At 42.4% G+C, this 13397-nt stretch carries 18 protein-coding genes; 14 read left to right on the top strand and 4 right to left on the bottom strand.

All coding sequences use genetic code 11. The features are described 5' to 3' along the window. Positions 1-62 precede the first annotated feature (62 nt). From ACF3OH_RS12185 to ACF3OH_RS12170, 4 genes are all read left to right on the top strand, one after another. A complete protein-coding gene (locus ACF3OH_RS12185) occupies positions 63-2072 on the top strand; it encodes a penicillin-binding transpeptidase domain-containing protein (RefSeq protein WP_392454864.1) in 2010 nt (669 codons plus the stop codon). A 48-nt stretch (positions 2073-2120) separates the two neighbouring features. Further along, entirely contained in the window at positions 2121-3041 is a 921-nt protein-coding gene (locus tag ACF3OH_RS12180) for a 1,4-dihydroxy-2-naphthoate polyprenyltransferase (protein WP_392454863.1), read from the top strand. Between the two features lie 99 nt (positions 3042-3140). After that, entirely contained in the window at positions 3141-3362 is a 222-nt protein-coding gene (locus ACF3OH_RS12175; protein ID WP_392454862.1) for a transcriptional regulator, read from the top strand. A 112-nt stretch (positions 3363-3474) separates the two neighbouring features. Then, complete coding sequence (locus ACF3OH_RS12170) at positions 3475-4200, top strand: hypothetical protein (protein WP_392454861.1); 726 nt, start codon at positions 3475-3477, stop codon at positions 4198-4200. Between the two features lie 262 nt (positions 4201-4462). Here ACF3OH_RS12170 and ACF3OH_RS12165 read toward each other — a convergent pair whose 3' ends face one another. From ACF3OH_RS12165 to ACF3OH_RS12150, 4 genes are all read right to left on the bottom strand, one after another. Then, positions 4463-5602, bottom strand: coding sequence for a tyrosine-type recombinase/integrase (locus ACF3OH_RS12165; protein WP_392454860.1), 1140 nt, complete (start codon positions 5600-5602; stop codon positions 4463-4465). Between the two features lie 361 nt (positions 5603-5963). Next, positions 5964-6458, bottom strand: coding sequence for an ImmA/IrrE family metallo-endopeptidase (locus ACF3OH_RS12160; RefSeq protein WP_392454859.1), 495 nt, complete (start codon positions 6456-6458; stop codon positions 5964-5966). 91 nt (positions 6459-6549) lie between these two features. Further along, positions 6550-7965, bottom strand: a complete 1416-nt coding sequence (locus ACF3OH_RS12155; protein ID WP_392454858.1) for a DUF4041 domain-containing protein — start codon at positions 7963-7965, stop codon at positions 6550-6552. A gap of 13 nt (positions 7966-7978) precedes the next feature. Then, positions 7979-8350: a helix-turn-helix domain-containing protein gene (locus tag ACF3OH_RS12150; protein ID WP_392454857.1), complete on the bottom strand. Its 372-nt coding sequence runs from the start codon at positions 8348-8350 to the stop codon at positions 7979-7981. A gap of 163 nt (positions 8351-8513) precedes the next feature. Here ACF3OH_RS12150 and ACF3OH_RS12145 point away from each other — a divergent pair, with 163 nt between their 5' ends. The 10 genes from ACF3OH_RS12145 to ACF3OH_RS12100 all read left to right on the top strand — a co-directional run bounded on the left by ACF3OH_RS12145 (position 8514) and on the right by ACF3OH_RS12100 (position 13354). Next, positions 8514-8735: a helix-turn-helix transcriptional regulator gene (locus tag ACF3OH_RS12145; protein ID WP_392454856.1), complete on the top strand. Its 222-nt coding sequence runs from the start codon at positions 8514-8516 to the stop codon at positions 8733-8735. Positions 8736-8745: 10 nt separating this feature from the next. Then, complete coding sequence (locus ACF3OH_RS12140; protein ID WP_392454855.1) at positions 8746-8961, top strand: hypothetical protein; 216 nt, start codon at positions 8746-8748, stop codon at positions 8959-8961. After that, positions 8946-9626: an ORF6N domain-containing protein gene (locus ACF3OH_RS12135; protein WP_392454854.1), complete on the top strand. Its 681-nt coding sequence runs from the start codon at positions 8946-8948 to the stop codon at positions 9624-9626. Before ACF3OH_RS12140 ends, ACF3OH_RS12135 begins: the two co-directional genes overlap by 16 nt. 41 nt (positions 9627-9667) lie before the next feature. Then, positions 9668-9937 (top strand): group-specific protein, encoded by a 270-nt coding sequence (locus ACF3OH_RS12130; RefSeq protein WP_392454853.1) that lies wholly within the window; start codon positions 9668-9670, stop codon positions 9935-9937. Between the two features lie 82 nt (positions 9938-10019). Beyond that, a complete protein-coding gene (locus ACF3OH_RS12125) occupies positions 10020-10550 on the top strand; it encodes an XRE family transcriptional regulator (protein WP_392454852.1) in 531 nt (176 codons plus the stop codon). Then, a complete protein-coding gene (locus ACF3OH_RS12120; protein WP_392454850.1) occupies positions 10547-10828 on the top strand; it encodes a hypothetical protein in 282 nt (93 codons plus the stop codon). Before ACF3OH_RS12125 ends, ACF3OH_RS12120 begins: the two co-directional genes overlap by 4 nt. Before the next feature lie 246 nt (positions 10829-11074). Continuing rightward, positions 11075-11284, top strand: coding sequence for a hypothetical protein (locus tag ACF3OH_RS12115; RefSeq protein WP_392454848.1), 210 nt, complete (start codon positions 11075-11077; stop codon positions 11282-11284). Next, positions 11281-11472, top strand: a complete 192-nt coding sequence (locus ACF3OH_RS12110) for a hypothetical protein (RefSeq protein ID WP_392454847.1) — start codon at positions 11281-11283, stop codon at positions 11470-11472. Before ACF3OH_RS12115 ends, ACF3OH_RS12110 begins: the two co-directional genes overlap by 4 nt. Before the next feature lie 74 nt (positions 11473-11546). Further along, positions 11547-12485, top strand: a complete 939-nt coding sequence (locus ACF3OH_RS12105; RefSeq protein WP_392454846.1) for a YqaJ viral recombinase family protein — start codon at positions 11547-11549, stop codon at positions 12483-12485. 14 nt (positions 12486-12499) lie between these two features. After that, entirely contained in the window at positions 12500-13354 is an 855-nt protein-coding gene (locus ACF3OH_RS12100) for a recombinase RecT (protein WP_392454845.1), read from the top strand. Positions 13355-13397: the final 43 nt, after the last annotated feature.

The raw sequence follows: 13397 nt of genomic DNA, 5'->3' as shown, positions 1-13397 counted from the left end.
CCTGTATATAAACGCTTTATAAACTGATATGGTACGATTAGGAAAAGATAGGAGTGGGCGAGATGAAAAAGTGGGGATTTGGCGTTGTGGCGATGAGCGGTCTGGTACTCGTCGGCTGTACGGATGAAGTGACGCCACAAGAACGGTTAGAAGCGTATATAGCCGCGTGGGACGAAGGAGATTATGAAACACTTTATAAAGAATTTTTATCCGATGAAACGAAACAGCAGTTTGATGAAGCAGCATTTATTGAACGTCAAGTGGCTTTAGACGAAGCGCTGGAGATTACAGAAAGAGACATCACATTTACAGCTCCACCGGAAGATACAGAGTGGGAGTCGACTGAACCAGCAACTTTCCCGGTGCAAATTCAAGTCGAGACGAGTGCAGGTCCGATTGAGTGGGAACAAGAGATGACGTGGCAGCCTGTTGAAGAAGAGGAACTGACATGGATGGCGGAATGGGATACGGGATTTATTTTGCCAGGGCTAGAGCCAGAGGACCAAGTACGTGTGACGACGCAGAATTTTGCACGTGGAGAAATTTATGACCGGAACGGAAATGCATTAGCCATCAATGGGACCGGTTTTGAAGTAGGACTTGTACCTGGTAAGTTTACAGATGACACCTTAAAGCCCCGTCTTGCAGAACTACTTGGAATTTCTGTCGATTACATCGATCAACAACTAGGACAGAGCTGGGTAACAGATGATGTCTTTGTCCCACTTGATAAAATTTCACAAGTGGATGATAGCCGTGCAGCTCTACTTGAAATTCCAGGTGTGTTGCTCCAAGAGACGGGAATGCGCGAGTATCCATACGGAGCCGCGACTTCTCATCTAGTGGGTTATATTGGACCTATCACAGCGGAACAATTGGCAGAGCGTGAAGAAGACGGTTACACAGAGTTTGATCAGATTGGGCGTCAAGGACTTGAGCGTTTCTTAGAAGAGCGGTTGCGTGGGGAAAGTGGCAAACGTATTTTTATCGATAAAGCAGCGGAGGGTGCGGAAGATGTGACACTCGCGGAAATTGCGCCAGTGGACGGGGAGCGTATCGATTTGACCCTCGACGCAGAATTACAACGCGTAACGTACGACGCAATGGACGGGGAGCCTGGAACTGCCGCAACAGTTGACCCGAAAACAGGAGAAGTGTTAACACTTCTTAGTTCTCCAGGATTTGAGCCATCTGAGTTCATGCTCGGTATGACGCAGAGTCGTTATCAAGAGTTGAGTGAAGACCCGCTCCAACCTCTGTTTAACCGGTTTGCTGCATCCTACGCTCCAGGTTCAACATTGAAGCCGATTACAGCGGCGATTGGTATGGAAGCAGGCACTTTAAATCCAAACGAAGGCATTGTGATTGAGGGGGCGACTTGGCAAAAAGATGCGTCGTGGGGAGACTATCGTGTGACGCGCCTTCACCCGGAAGCGCCGAACCCAATCGACCTAGAAAAGTCACTGGTCTACTCAGACAATATCTACTACGCGCAGCAAGCACTTGCAATGGGGCGCGAGACGTTCATCACAGGACTTGAGGCATTCGGATTTGGTAAAGACATTCCATTCTTTTTAAATTTGCAATCGTCTCAAGTATCAAATGACGGTACGATTTCATCTGAAGGGCAACTGGCGGATACATCGTTTGGACAAGGACAAATGCTCGCAAATATTTTACACCTCGCAACAACGTACCAACCGTTTTTGACGGGCGGTACGATGTGGCAACCGACCCTTCTTTTAGAAGAGGAAGATCAAGTGGTATGGAAAGAAGGACTCGCATCTCCTGAAACGATTACGGAGTTACAAGCGGGTATGCGCAGTATGGTCGTCGATGGATTCGCGCAAGCTGTCAACCTTCCAGGGATACCGGTAGCTGGCAAGACGGGGACAGCTGAACTGAAGGTAAGTCTAGATGCTGAAGGACAAGAAAACGGCTTCTTTGTCAGCTATCCTGTAGAGACAGAAGCATTTATCATAGCCATGATGATTGAAGATGTTGAAGATAATGGAGGGAGTGGGTATGTCGCGGAGAAAGTGGCGACTGTCTACAAACTTTTGTATGAATAATGCTATAATAAAGTGCTATGTAGTTTAGGAATAAAGGAGATTTTCATCATGACAGCACTTGATTCGACTGCGCCGATTTCGCGCGGTAAATTGATGTGGCAGATGACGCGCCCGCATACATTGACGGCAACGTTTGTACCGGTCATTTTAGGGACCGTGATGGCGCTTTTTGAAACATCGATTCACTGGGGACTGTTCCTTGCGATGATGGCAGCGGGACTTTGTTTACAGATTGCTACAAATTTATTTAATGAATACTATGATTTTAAAAAAGGTCTTGATACGGCAGAGTCTGTTGGGATCGGTGGCGGAATTGTTCGTCACGGCTTACAGCCAAGCATGGTTCTTTCGGTCGCTCTGATTTTATACGTAATCGCTGGGTTTATTGGGATTTATATCGCGGCGTCAACAAGCTTCTGGTTGATTGCGATTGGCGTTGTGGGAATGGCTGTGGGCTATTTCTATACAGGAGGACCTCTTCCGATTGCCTACACACCATTTGGTGAATTATTCGCTGGCGTGTTCATGGGGATTGGATTTATCTTGATTGCGTATTACCTTCAAACGCTCGAAGTGACGATGTGGGCATTTTTGTTGTCCTTCCCATTTGGGATCTTAGTTGGGGCAATCAATATGTCGAACAACATTCGGGATATCCAAGAAGATACGATTGGTGGGCGTAAGACATTGCCGATTTTACTAGGACGCGAACGAGCAATTACTGGTCTTGCTATCGCATTTATCGTGTCGTATGTGTGGATTGTTGCGCTAGTCGTTTTACAGATTGTTACGCCATGGGCACTACTAGTTTTACTCGCAGTGCCAAAATCCATCACAGCGATTAAGAGCTTCCGTTTGGGAAAAACGAAGCCGATGATGATGGGACCCGCGATGAAATCAACGGCTCTTACGAATACGTTTGTTGGAATTTTACTGACGATCGGTCTGTTTATTGAGTGGCTTTTATAAAGAGTTTTCTCGGCATTTCGAAACTAGGGATGCCGAGTCTTTTTTGTTGTAAAAAGAACAAGTGTTCGTTTATAATGAGAACAAAGGAGGTCGGAAAAGATGCGTGAGCAGTTTGTAAAAGCAATGAAATACAATCAGTTGATGGATGTAGTCTACATGGACAAAGCTGGGAAATTAACGAAAAGAAGAATCAAAGTGTTGAAGTTGAACGGTGAAAAAATGTGGATCTGGGATACTGCGAAACAAGCGAAACGAACTTTTTTAGTCCATCATGTGCTCGCATGTCAGCCCGTCCTCCATAAAGAGCGTGCTATTTTATAAAAAGCATTTTCAATTTTAGCGCGACGGGCATACTGCAGTATGCTCGTTTTTTGTTTGGGAAGCGGTTCAAATCAAATAGGAAAAGGGAATAGTAGGACAGGAGGTGAAAACTATGGGCTTTGTTGCGAGTGTACTTTGTATGATTGGTTTTGTACTTATCCATTTATTCGCGCGTCATTTAAAGTTTTTACGAAAACGACCACGCAGTCATTTTTTATCGATAGCAGGAGGAATCTCTGTTGCTTACGTATTTCTTCATTTACTTCCTGAATTAGCAGACTTCCAAGAGAGCTTGAAGGGTGAGGGGATCTTAGGGTTTATTGAACATCATATTTATTTACTTGCTCTACTGGGGCTCGTGCTTTTTTATGGCTTAGAGAAATATGTAAAGTCTTCGCATAAAGGACGGCGTGAGGATTCTTCCCTTACACACAATCCAGGTGTATTCTGGGTACATATTGGAATTTTCACTTTGTATAACTTCAGTATTGGTTATTTACTTGTTCGCGAGGAATTTACCGAGTCCTTAGGTCCACTTGCGTTCTTTGTGGCACTTGGTGTTCATTTCATTACGATTGATATCAGTTTAGATGAACAACATGACCGTGATTATGCACGCTACGGAAGATGGCTTCTTGCTACTGCAATTGCCGTAGGGTGGGCAGCCGCCACATTTACAGATTTGCATCCATTTATTCTGTCTTATTTAGTCGCTTTATTGGCAGGTGGAATTATTTTGAATGTTATGAAGGAAGAATTGCCAGAAGAAAGTGAAAGTAGTTTTCGTGCGTTCTTTTTAGGGGCAGTAGTGTACAGTTTGATTTTTATTTTTATATAAAAAAAGAGCCCCTAGACATACGGTCTACTAGGACTCTTTCATGTGAAAGCCGTGTTCCGACAGCTTCCACGTGGGTTTGGCACCCAATGATCCCGACTGGGTTCGAACCAGCGACCTCCACCCTGTCAAGCTTTACCCACCCCATAATAGAGAAAAATAGAGCAAAGCAAAACCTTGGTAATACTGAGTGCGAATGGTTTATCAACATCTTTTCCACAAGTAGTTTGAAATGCATTGGGAACATTTCGGGAACATGTTCCCTCTATGAGGACCAGATGCCATCAAACATCTGCGCCACCAACTTGTCATCATTATCTTCTTCGTGTACATAGAGGTTCATTGTGGTCTTGATGTTCTTGTGTCTTAATCGATTTTGTAATGATTTACTTCGTACACCTTTTCTGTTCAATATGGATGCAGACGAGTGTCGTAAATCATGAAAAGAAATAGGGCGTAGACTTTTACGTTCTATAAAGCGTCCCCAGAATCGTGTTACGGCATTTGGTTGATGTGGCACCCCGAACTCATCTGCAAACAGCAACAGTACGTCAATGCCTTCTCTATCTCTAAAGCCTAACCAATTAGTAGAGTTCTTAATTCGATTCTTTTTGGCCACCAATAGCTGTTTCTTCAATTCATCCATCAACTGTTGGCTGACATGTAGATAGGTCTCATCCTCAGTCTTAGTACACTTCAAGTAAAGTCCATTCTCTTTTGTATAGCCCAAACTCCGTCTGATCAGTATTCGATTGTTCTCGAAGTCCAGTACATCCTCAGCTATCCCCAGCACTTCTCCACGTCTCAATGCACACTCGACTGTAATTTTAATCAATCGTTGATGATAAGGAGAGAGGTCAGCCATGTGCCTAGAAAGCTCTTGAACTTCTTCCCATGTATACGGTTGTTTCTTCTTCGGCTTCGTCTTTGGTTTTTTAACTCCCTGCATAGGATTGCTCTCAATCACTCCCCAATCAAACGCCTTAGAGAAAAGCGATAGCAGCACATTGTATTTCTTTTCAAGTGACCGACGCTCATTTTCTTTTTCAGATGTGAAATAGTTTACGATATCTATAGTCTTTATCTGGTCCATATCCATTTCATTAAAAAATGGCGTGATAAATTTTAGAAGCCCATTATACGTCTGCTGTGTGGATAACTCTAATTCAGTTTGCATATAATTCTTTTTCCACATAGTAACGAACTCTTCAAAAGAAATTCTTCGTGTATCGTCCTCTTTATGATTCTCCACCTCGTTCTCAAACTGTCTAAGCAAATATTTCAACTCTCGAACACCTGAAGCATGGACAATCTTCGTCTTCCTCTTTCTTTTGCCTTTTCGGTCTTTTCCGTTGTCTACAAAGAGCCTATATCTACCTTCACCCAATTCTTGATAATGTCCCATACGGCGCACCTCCTTCAATCAATTAGAAGCCTTATTTACGTAGCAGTGCAATAGAAGATAGCTACAAAAGCAATAAAAACAATTGAAAAAACGTAAATCATTAAAGAAAACCATGTCGATTTAAAATAGGCTGTATCAATTTATACGTCGTTGCTCGTTCCTTTTGGATTTCTTTATTTCCCTCTCGTATATAGAAGCAATGTAGTCATAGATATCATCTGGGAGGACAGTGTCTGGATACAATAAGAAGTCTTCAATGTCAAAGTATTGAACGTCATTCAAAACAGTGGTGTGCTTAACTACCGGTAGGTATTGTTTACCGGGATAAGCTAGTTGTATAGCCCGGTTGACATCCTCGATTTCAACTTTGATTAATCGTTTTTTCTTCATACTGAACGAGCTCCTTTATACGCTTCTTATAGTTCCGGTACCTTCTTTTTGAAAAATCCTCTTTCACTTTAAAAGTTTCTTGGATCAGACGTACATTTTCTGAATCGTATTTGTTGAGTGGAATCTTTTGCAGCATGAATGTAGGAATGCAGAGATGTTGAGCAAATAGGTCAGCGCGCCATTCTTGATATTGCCGAAAGGGGAGAGGGAGTCGCAGCTGGTTTCCGGTGTGCCAGAGGGCATGACATAGCTCATGGCCGAACTCTTGCCACTGTTCGGTATCTGTCAATCGCTCGTCAATGATAATAGTGCTCTCTACCGTCCCTGAAGGTACTTGCGCATAGGTGATACTAAGTCCTAACCTACTAGCGATTGTCTCACTGTCTAATTGCCGTGGGTGATAGATATCGATGGATTCATAAAGAGCTTGAACATAGTCTTCAATGTGTGTGTACGTATATTTCACAAGAACAACCCCTTTAACCAAACATATGTTCTTTTTATTGTATAGGAATACCCTCCCATATGGAAGGGTATTATGAATTAAGTAATTTAAATTATGTAGTTACCAATTGTTTTTTTCTTAATGACTCACTTTCTCTATAATGCTCTGCCAGTGCAGTCATCTGGAATTCAACAGTTTTATCATGATTCTTTTCAACAATTTCTTTAATTTCTTCTATTGTTACATTGAAGAATTCTTTTCTTTCATTTACTAAATTTAGTCGTTTATGAGCGAAAGTCTGGTGTAATACATTCTCTAATTTTGGTGCGTCTTCACTAAAAATTAACGCATGCACATCAAATAAAAATGGAACAGATGCATCTCCCAATTCCCTTACACGATCCATAGGCTCCAATCTTCGTGTCATTCCAATCTTATAGATATCCTCTCCAAACGAACCAATATTTGAAATGATATATACGTATCCTGCTCTTGTATTTCTTTCTCGATTTAAAACATCTTCTTTTACTTTTTCTACTTCAAGAAGCTTTTCTTGTAACTCTTTGATCTTTAATTCAAGTTCAATCAGCTGCTGATCAGTTGCATCTTTCTTTTGGAACTCTAATTTAGATAATGCATTCAAGAAGTGTGTTTCCTCTTTCATTACTTTGTCTTTCAGTCGTTCTATTTCTCTACGAACTTTCTCTTCTTCACGCATTTGTTCTCTGATTTGACGTTGTTCTTCTTTTTCCTCTTCGACTTTCTGTGCGTACTCCAAAGCTAAATAAAGTTCTGCGAGTTTCAACTTTAGATATTCTTGATGTATTCCAATTCCTGTAGTGGCAAACAATTTACAAATTGACTCATAGGATTTGATTATACGTTTTTCGCTACTAGAAATATTTGCAACCGTTACCTTAGATATTATAACTTCAGACTCGTTATTAAAAGCCCTCAGAGCTAATTTAACGCTGTCTTTATTCATTTTTCGACCTTTAGCTTTACTACCATCCACAGTCCAATTTGGGTTGAAGTAGGCGGCCTTTTCATTCTTAATCATAGATTTTTGAATATCTCTTATTTCTTCAAGTCGAATTTTGTATTTCTCTGAATTTATCAAATCATATTTTGGTTCATACAAACCAAAATCCTGCATCATTACCAACTCATCTAGTTCAATGTATTGCTCTTTTAAAGATTTAATCTTTACATCTAGATCTGCTATTTCCTTGTTAGCTGTTATTTTTTTTGCGTTTAATTCTTGTTCTGATAGAGTAATCTCACTGTTTAATTTCTCTAATGCAGTTTTTTGTTTCTCTATAATCGTAGCAGTTTCATCATTTTCACTTAGGCCATTATCAAGAAGTGTTTGATACTTGGAAGCCAGTAAAATGATTTTCTTTTCTTTTAAGAAGTGAAATATAGATAAAGTGATAGGGATTACAATTACATAAGGAGCAAAAATCGAAATTATCGAAAACATGAGAATAAAATAGATGTTTAGATACCACGGCATTTTCACCTTCATAAATCATATCCCCTTACTTATTTTTATTTTGTTGTTGTTTCTTCCAAATCTCATAATAGATTTCAAATTGCTCAAGAGCGTCCATGATATCTCCTGGGTGATCATGAAAGAATAAATCTTCTCGTGAATTAAAGAAATCTATTACTTCTTTCTGATATGGAGTGAGAGAGTCAGTATTTTTGGAACCACTAACATCATGATCAAGTAAGTAGTCTGTAGAAACTTCAAAGTAGTCGGCTATTTTTGTTAATGTTTCAAAGTCAGGTTGTCGCAAATCTAATTCATATTTTGACAATGCTGCATAAGTAATTCCGATTTTTTTAGCAAACTCATCTCGGGAGAGATTCTCACGTTCTCTTAACTTTTTTAGTTTTGCGCCAAACATAGTCTCACCACCTTAATAACGTGTTTTATTATTCACTTTATACTATTTGTCCATATATAAAATAAAATTGGACAAAACGGAAAATTATTAGTTGACTTTGGACAAAATGTCTATTAATATTGGTTTATAGACAAAATGTCTAAATGGAAGGGAGGTTAATCTTATGCGTGAAAAACTTAAAGAAATTCGTTTAAGCAGAAATCTTTCCGTTCAAGAAGTGGCCGATAGATTAGGAATATCAGCATCTCACTACTATAAAATTGAGGCTGGAATAAGAAGTCCAAATTTTAAATTAGCAGGGGAGTTTGCTAAATTTTTCGACTCTAAAGTAGATGAGCTTTTTTTTGAAAACGAATTAGACGATTCGTCTAAAAATGTTGGATAGGAGAGACATAATGGCAAAAATAACATTCACTCCACTTCGGTATACCGAGAATGGGAGGATTCAAGTCCACATCCAGCGCTCTACTACTGAGCAGACCAAGACTTTAACTCCTGACGAACTGGAAAAGGAGATGCAAGAGTCGCGCCTCTATTGTCGGTTCAAGGGATATCAATTCGCATTTGATAACACGAAATGGGAGGTAGATGAAACATGCAACTATCAGTAATCGAGCAGAACGGCATCCGTGTTCTGACTACTAATCAATTGGCAGAGGCATACGGTACTGACACGAAGATGATCAATCGCAACTTTCAACGAAACTCAGAACGCTACGAGCAAGGAAAGCATTTTTTCGCACTATCTGGTGAAGAACTTCGTGAGTTTAAAGGGTCACGTCAAATTGACCCCAACCTAAAATTCGCATCAATCCTTTATCTCTGGACTGAGAAGGGAGCATGGTTGCATGCCAAATCATTGAGTACGGATAAGGCATGGGATGCCTACGAGATGCTCGTTGATGATTACTACCGTTTGCAACAGCAGATCAAGCCTCTATCTGAAAAAGAGCAGTTGATGGCTGCTATGAAATTGACGCTTGATGCCAATAAAGAGATTGGTGAAATCAAATCGGAGATTGTAGAGCTTCGAGATAAAGTGGAGAACCAGATCACACTGGACCACGGACAACAGAGACGCATCCAGCGCTTGATTGGTTCGAAAGTGTATGAGGTCGCGAGTAACGAAGAACACAAACGCTTGTTGTTTGCGGAACTACATCGTGAAATCAAAGACCGGTTCGGAGTTGCGAGTTATAAAGACTTGAAACGCCAAGAGATGTTGAAGGCCATTGCCTATATCGAATCATGGGTGCCACGGAAAGCGGTTGGATGAATGAGGAGGGCGCCTAGACGCCCAGATGGGAGGTTGGACATATGATCTCAGTAAATGTTGAGACGGACGCTGTAGATGAAATCATCCGAACTGAGATAGCGAGGAAGTTGAACGAGCTGACACATCGTCACACGTTCTGGGATTTGAAAGAGCTTTGCAGACAGACGAACATGAGCGAGCCGTTTATTAAAGAACATTTCTTCTATCATCCAAAATTTCCGAAATACAAGGTCGGGAAGAAGTGGTTGATGCCTGCTAGAGAGACAGAAGAATTTCTAGTCCAGTGGTTAAAAGAACAAAAGCGACATTAGTCTCAACGACTTAACTTCATTATAAGACAGGTGCCTGTAGCAGTGTGGGTGTCGAATATCCAAAAAAGAGGAGTGGATCATCATGGAAATCAAGAAGTCGGCGAAAGTCGGCCAAGCAATCGAACGGCTCATGAAGAGTGAGGAATTGAACGGTAGTCAACTGGCAATGGACTTGAATGTCAGTCGTCAACATGGAAGCCATATGAAGACCGGACGCAGGAACATGCCACAAGACATCGCACAAGAAAGCATTAGAACGTACGACAATCCAGAGTACATCACAGACATCATGTTCGAGTTTTCAAGTGGCTATACTCCGCCAGTATTTCGCGGGAAAAACTTAGAACGCCATCGACTGGCAATTGAACAGATGACCATTTGTGAGATGGAGGAAGCGATTCGGACGATGCGAGCTGTGTGTCTGGTCAAACCACCGCAACAACTGGATAAGACCGAGCGTGAGAACGTCGGCAATCTGATAGACGAGATTTTGGATGCTCGGACGTTCATCGACAATCTGTTGATCCAATTACAGAGCGAATACAAAATCTCAATTAAAAAACGCATTGCTGCATGTATACCACGTTGGAAGGCGAGAGGATGGCTTGGATGAAAACAAATGATTATCTGATGCAACATTACCCAACAGCAGTAAAGGAACATCATTGCATCGTCGATTGCGCATACGAGGCTTTGGTTCAAATTAGAGACGGTGAGTTAGATGCAGCAGAGTCACTTCTACGAGATGCACAGAAATCAATCGCAACTCTTCGTAAGCTCAAGAAAGAAAAGCAGACTAGCGACGCAATGAAAGAACTCGTTAGCAATCTCCAAACACTTGGTTTTGACGCTGAAATCATGACTCGAAAGTTCGGAGGGATGGACACATGACAGACCTAGGACAAATTTGGACGCTCGTGATCATGGGTATCATCATCACGCTCTTGGCAAGTGCTATATGGAGAGATGTGGGCAATAAAAAAAGCTGAACGACTGGGCAAAGTCATTCAGCAGGTGTTACCGTATGTACCTTTTATTATGACGGAGCTACTGGCTCTCGTCAAGGAGCCTATAAATTCACCCCTGGGTTTGTAGGTTCCTTGATGGGATTCACCCACAGAGAGGATGTGAACAGATATGGAGGTTGAAAACACAATGGTCACTGGTTATGGACTACCTAGCGATCACTTTATCCAGTCGACAGAGTGCGGAAACCCAAAATGTTGTTTGGAAATTGCAAGGGGCGCTTATGCAGTGGTGTTCGAAGACGAGGTGTATTGCTCACCTGGATGTCTAGCAGACCATTTGATACTCCAAGGCATTGCAATCGAAGAAGAAAGTTGGTGACCAACTTGTTAGTTCTACCAATCATCATCAAGAATGACAAACTACAAAGAATCATTGATGCACGTAAACCATTAGGTCGTTTTATCAGCTACCAGAAAGATATCTGGATAGCAGTAGACAATCGGAGAGGCTATGTACACAAAAAACAGTTTGAAACTTTGCATGAAGCACTGACATGGCTCAAATAAAAAACGACTGCAGCAACAGTCGCTTAGAAAAAATATCTTTGACAACAGTATATCACGAAAGCGAGGAAATCACTATGACAGCAGCACAGGTACTTCTAGCCACAAAAGACCTCTCACGAGAGGAATGGCTACGAGCACGAATGGCAGGCATCGGTGGAAGTGACGTCTCAGCAATCGCCGGGCTAAACAAATACAAGTCGCCGATGGGTGTCTACTTAGACAAGATTGGAGAATCTCCTATTGAAGACATCACAAGTGAGGCGGCCTACTTCGGCACACTCTTAGAGGATGTCGTTGCACAAGAGTTCACGAAACGCACTGGCATGAAGGTCCGTAACCGCTTTGCAATCCTGCAGCACCCGAAACACCCTTACATGCTAGCAAACGTGGACCGAATGATCGTCGGGAAGAAAGAAGGTCTTGAATGTAAGACGGCAAGCGAATATCTGAAAGGTGAGTGGGAGGGAGACGAGGTCCCTACACCGTATCTTCTCCAGATTCAACATTACATGGCCGTAACCGGCTATGACGCATGGTGGATTGCAGTTCTCCTGGGAGGGAACAAGTTCATCTTCAAACGCATCGAGCGTGACGAGGAGATCATCGAATACCTCATCAAACTAGAAGGTGATTTCTGGGCAAACCATGTTATCAAGAAAAACCCACCCGAGTTTGACGGTTCAGAGGCTTCTACTAGACTACTGCAAGCCTTATATCCGCAGGCAGAGCCAAAGAGTGAGATTCAGTTAGACAAGACAGTCGAGACGCTCATTGAAGCACGTGACGCCTATATCGAGGACATCACAGCGCTTGAGACCAAGAAGAAAGAGATTGAGAACCAGATCAAGGCGCAGATGGGCGAGAACGAAATAGGGCACGTCGGTAGCCGTACAGTCAAATGGTCGAATGTCACCAGCAACCGTATCGATACGAAGACATTGAAAGCTGAGAAACCGGAAATCTACCAACAATACACGAAGCCGTCAGTATCACGACGATTCGCTATCCAATAAGGAGGAAAACACTAATGGCAACAAACGAAAAGGTAAAACAACAACTTGCACAACAATCTAATGGGGTCGCAAAGAAACAACCGACACCGGAACAGACATTGAACGCCATGTTGAAACGCATGGGCCCAGAGATCCAACGTGCACTACCGAAACATATGGACGCTGACCGAATCGCACGTATCGCACTTACAGCCGTCCGTACTACCCCAAAACTTCTAGAATGCGACCAAATGTCGTTCATGGCAGCAGTCATGCAATCCGCACAACTAGGAGTCGAGCCGAACACTGGACTTGGACAGGCGTATCTCATCCCTTATGGGAAACAGGTACAGTTCCAGCTCTCGTATAAAGGACTCATCGACCTAGCGACTCGTAGCGGTCAATACAAAGCTATTTACGCCCACGAGGTCTACGCAAACGACGAGTTCCGTTTTAGCTATGGACTCAATAAAGACCTAGTTCACGTTCCATCTCAAGAGCCGAACGGAGAACCAATCGGCTACTATGCAGTCTATCACCTGAAAAATGGCGGTTATGACTTTGTCTACTGGACAAAGGAACGTGTTGACCAACATGCCCAAAAGTTCTCACAAGCGGTGCAGAAAGGCTGGACGAGCCCATGGAAGACGAACTACGACGCCATGGCCAAGAAGACAGTATTGAAAGAGGTCCTCAAATACGCTCCAAAATCAATCGAACTACAAAAGACTGTCGAAGCTGACAGCACGATCAAGACGGAAATCAACGAAGACATGAGCCAGGTCATCGACGTGACAGACTTCAGTGTCGTTGACGACCCGCAGAATGAACCACAACAAGAAACCAAAGCACCAGAACGACCAGAAGAACCGCAAGGCAAGTTGTTATAGATTAGGGGCGCTCTAGCCCCTTTATTTTTGAAAGTTTGGTGGT

The sequence above is a fragment of the Chryseomicrobium aureum genome (genome assembly GCF_043182735.1).
GTDB lineage: Bacteria > Bacillota > Bacilli > Bacillales_A > Planococcaceae > Chryseomicrobium > Chryseomicrobium aureum.
The sequence above is the reverse complement of the archived record's forward strand: the minus strand, read 5'-3'. Positions and strand labels throughout refer to the sequence as shown.

Coding starts and splice junctions, on each gene's coding strand:
- ACF3OH_RS12185 (WP_392454864.1), top strand. CDS start 63: ATGAAAAAGTGGGGATTTGGCGTTGTGGCGATGAGCGGTCTGGTACTC.
- ACF3OH_RS12180 (WP_392454863.1), top strand. CDS start 2,121: ATGACAGCACTTGATTCGACTGCGCCGATTTCGCGCGGTAAATTGATG.
- ACF3OH_RS12175 (WP_392454862.1), top strand. CDS start 3,141: ATGCGTGAGCAGTTTGTAAAAGCAATGAAATACAATCAGTTGATGGAT.
- ACF3OH_RS12170 (WP_392454861.1), top strand. CDS start 3,475: ATGGGCTTTGTTGCGAGTGTACTTTGTATGATTGGTTTTGTACTTATC.
- ACF3OH_RS12165 (WP_392454860.1), bottom strand. CDS start 5,602: ATGGGACATTATCAAGAATTGGGTGAAGGTAGATATAGGCTCTTTGTA.
- ACF3OH_RS12155 (WP_392454858.1), bottom strand. CDS start 7,965: ATGAAGGTGAAAATGCCGTGGTATCTAAACATCTATTTTATTCTCATG.
- ACF3OH_RS12150 (WP_392454857.1), bottom strand. CDS start 8,350: ATGTTTGGCGCAAAACTAAAAAAGTTAAGAGAACGTGAGAATCTCTCC.
- ACF3OH_RS12145 (WP_392454856.1), top strand. CDS start 8,514: ATGCGTGAAAAACTTAAAGAAATTCGTTTAAGCAGAAATCTTTCCGTT.
- ACF3OH_RS12140 (WP_392454855.1), top strand. CDS start 8,746: ATGGCAAAAATAACATTCACTCCACTTCGGTATACCGAGAATGGGAGG.
- ACF3OH_RS12135 (WP_392454854.1), top strand. CDS start 8,946: ATGCAACTATCAGTAATCGAGCAGAACGGCATCCGTGTTCTGACTACT.
- ACF3OH_RS12130 (WP_392454853.1), top strand. CDS start 9,668: ATGATCTCAGTAAATGTTGAGACGGACGCTGTAGATGAAATCATCCGA.
- ACF3OH_RS12125 (WP_392454852.1), top strand. CDS start 10,020: ATGGAAATCAAGAAGTCGGCGAAAGTCGGCCAAGCAATCGAACGGCTC.
- ACF3OH_RS12120 (WP_392454850.1), top strand. CDS start 10,547: ATGAAAACAAATGATTATCTGATGCAACATTACCCAACAGCAGTAAAG.
- ACF3OH_RS12115 (WP_392454848.1), top strand. CDS start 11,075: ATGGAGGTTGAAAACACAATGGTCACTGGTTATGGACTACCTAGCGAT.
- ACF3OH_RS12105 (WP_392454846.1), top strand. CDS start 11,547: ATGACAGCAGCACAGGTACTTCTAGCCACAAAAGACCTCTCACGAGAG.
- ACF3OH_RS12100 (WP_392454845.1), top strand. CDS start 12,500: ATGGCAACAAACGAAAAGGTAAAACAACAACTTGCACAACAATCTAAT.